Origin of the sequence: Halalkalirubrum salinum (assembly GCF_005543295.1) — an archaeon.
Taxonomy (GTDB): Archaea; Halobacteriota; Halobacteria; order Halobacteriales; family Haloferacaceae; genus Halalkalirubrum; species Halalkalirubrum salinum.
The window spans coordinates 1-3,158 of record NZ_SRSG01000043.1 but is presented as its reverse complement, the minus strand read 5'-3'; the positions used below and the strand labels follow the sequence as shown (position 1 = coordinate 3,158).

Genomic DNA, 3,158 nt, shown 5'->3' with positions numbered 1-3,158 from the left:
CACGACTCCCCAGTGACACAGTTAGTTCTGCATTAGAGAACGGTCTATGAGACTGCTACGAAATCGTCTCGACATAGAACTGCTATCCAACTACGAATTATGTTGTCGAACCGGAAGAATTGACGCTCCCTCCACTTCTACAGGCCTGTAATACATAACTGCTAAAACTCGTTATTATTGAGATTCAAAAGTACCCCTTTCAGCCGTTTCTACGAATCCGGTGATAAGGTCGCGGATGTACCACGTTCAAGCTTCGGGGATCGATACGAAAACCACATTATAGTTCAATGAGATTGATATGCGCCACGGTCGTGGGGGCTCATCTGAGGCTGATAATGAAACTGCTGGCTGACAGCGATCGTTCTCTGCGACGGTCTTGAAGAACCCTGAGTTCAGAGCCTAATAAGCAGTGATTCAACTTTAGAATATTAGTCCAATATAGACAGATCTCGAAAACTCTGTTAGTCACTATGCTGTCCGTACGTCGAGGAGGTAGAGTGGTACCCAGACCATCACTGCTGTCGAGCCGAGAATGGTCATCAATCCTGCCAAAAAGAACCAGACAATGAAGTCCGCACCGAGTGGTTGAATGGAGGTGAACAGCGGAATGAGACTAACGAGTGCACACAGTATTCCGATGGCCCATGTCATGAACGCGAGAACGCCTGTTCCATAGGAGAATCCGAGGGAGCCCACCCAGTCTCGTCCTGCCTCAATTGTAGAACGGAGTCTCCGGTTGGGGCGTCGGCGACCATCACCAGCCCATTGGTAGAATGACCGTGTTTGATGATCGATGTTGTCGTGTTCAGTTGCTAGCGCTGATAGCTGATTAGCGACTGTGTCTGTGGTATTTGCGGGACAATCATCGTGGACCCCATTAAATACAGTCTCCGGTTTGTGCTCTACTTTCGGATTATCGTATAAATATTTGATAACTTCTCTTTTTGTCCCTTGATTTGGACCATCGTAGGCGTCTAAAAGCTCTTGTTTTGATTTCATCAAGAACCACCAGACTGAGAAGGGTCGTGATGGCAATCACTAGCAGAATTTGGGGACATGATTCCTGTCACAACGTGTATTTTGTATGAAGTATCTTCTATTTATATGTTTCTGTGGAATGTGAAATGAACTGCCCATGTGCAGATCAAATCATGAGCACTGTTCAAACTGTACTGATTCGGAATTATACGGTCCAATGGATGATCGAGGTACGGTCGAACCTCGAATAATTCTTGGAGGAATAGTCTTCCTCATTTTAGTTGGACCCCTGACTGCCGCAGCTATTGATATTCAGGCAGCGTTGGCATCAACGCCCACAATCACTCCCGTAGCAGCGACATGCCTTGCGCTACTAATTGTATTCGTACTTTTTGCTGCTGCTGTGGAGGATGAATGATGAGGGCCACCACGCTACCGATCAGTAAAGATCATAGCATAGATCTGCTTCTCATTATAAGCATCGTAGCGATACTCACCACGATTCACGTACTCATTCCTTCGTCTCTTCAAGATCAACTAGCACTTCAACCGGCTGATCCGCAGTGGCACACATTACTGACAGCTGCGTACGTCCATGCCGGTTCTAACCATCTCCAAACAAATCTCATAGGATACTTGTTGACAGTGAGTTATGTGTACTGGCTTTGTCTATATATTGACCGCCGACTGTGGTTTAGGCGGACAACACTTGGACTCCTAGTTATCACGCCGCTCGTTGTCAATAGCGCCAACGTTCTACTGTACGGTACATATCTCCCAGAAATCAACGGTGTTACCCGTGGATTTTCAGGTGTGGTCGCCGCATTCGTTGGATTCTTACTAATTAGCTTTACAGCCGCGGTTCGAGAAGTACATACGGCGGAGATTGCGCAGACTATCGCTGTTGGACTCATCCTCTTGTTGCTGTTGCTTATCGATACTGTGTATGCGAGGACAATCCGTCCAATCGTTGGTGGTTTGGTGGCCTTTGGAATTTGTATCCAAGCCGCTCCCGTGCTGTATTACCATGACTGGGAAAGATCGGTTCAGACTCGTACACGCGATCAACTCCTGTTTCAAATAGCTGGGGGCGGTCTTATTGTGCTAGTGTTGGTTATCTTGACTCTTCAAATGTTTCCTACGGAGCTCGTGGTCAATAATTCATTCGTGAATATTTTTGCTCACGGAATCGGATTCATAGTTGGGACTGCTGTTTCAGCCGTAGTTTTATTTTATTGCTCTTCTTGATAATTTGTAATATTGATTTTGCTGGCGAATCAATGACTGGTCAATCATATATAAAGAGTCTGCTCAACTCTTTCTCCCATCACGAGATAGATGTTTTGAGCGTTTTCGTCTCGCCCGCTTCGGCGAGACAGTGACGTGAGTCTACTGCAAGAGTGAGCAGGTCGTCAAGCGAGGAACCACAGGAAAAGACCCTCAGCAGTACTGGTGCAACGACAGTGAGACATATTTCAAGTATCTCACGGACACGATTTTTGATCAGTATCGCTTTGAGTTCGAAGAGATGTTCTACACTATCAGGCTCTGTTGACTCGATGGAAACGCTGCTATCCCTAGAGAACGTGAACCAAGATATGGGGCGCAAGAGACGGATAAGGATTCGGTGCCATCAAGCATGTTCTGTTGACTGGTCCATGCGCGAAAGAAGTCGAATCATGGGCGCTACAGCCCGGATGCCGCCCCGCGCGGCATCCGGGAAAGCCCGAATAGGTGAATCTCTGCTTCACGTGCTGGCGTCCCGAGTCACAAGATCGCCTCTCCGAACGATGATGACCACTGGCCGGGCAGACAGACGAGGGAGCTGAGGGCCGCCAAATCGGCGGCTCTCAGCGGTCGGTCGGAGCCTTTCTTTAGCATCCGCTATCGCTAGATAGCGACCGCACCGCACACACGTTTCGACCGCCTACCGGCTGTGAAAGGAACAGATCCCCGGACGGCGTAATCATTTTGTTGCTAGACGTGGTTTCGTCGGCTAGCAGCGTTTCCATAGGTGAAATCCTCCCGCTTTATTCAAATCCGTTGTAGGAGATATGTTCTGGCTTGCGATTGTCAGTTCAACCTGTATTCACCTATGGAAATTCTGCCGGCTCAACCAACCACCGCTAGCGATAAAGTTGTTTGGACGGTTTCGCATCTCTTGTTCATCAACAGCGAGA

General features: G+C 48.0%; 2 protein-coding genes and 1 pseudogene. 2 read left to right on the top strand and 1 reads right to left on the bottom strand.

Annotated elements, in window-relative coordinates; translation table 11 throughout:
- Positions 1 to 468: 468 nt before the first annotated feature.
- A complete protein-coding gene (locus E5K03_RS13690; RefSeq protein ID WP_138007370.1) occupies positions 469 to 651 on the bottom strand; it encodes a hypothetical protein in 183 nt (60 codons plus the stop codon).
- A gap of 744 nt (positions 652 to 1,395) precedes the next feature.
- Between E5K03_RS13690 and E5K03_RS13685 the strand changes: the two genes are divergently transcribed.
- The gene (locus E5K03_RS13685; protein ID WP_138007369.1) at positions 1,396 to 2,226 is read left to right on the top strand and encodes a hypothetical protein; all 831 of its coding nucleotides are present in this window, start codon (positions 1,396 to 1,398) and stop codon (positions 2,224 to 2,226) included.
- 46 nt (positions 2,227 to 2,272) lie between these two features.
- Positions 2,273 to 2,524: pseudogene (locus E5K03_RS13680) on the top strand (transposase); the annotation flags it as partial.
- Positions 2,525 to 3,158: the final 634 nt, after the last annotated feature.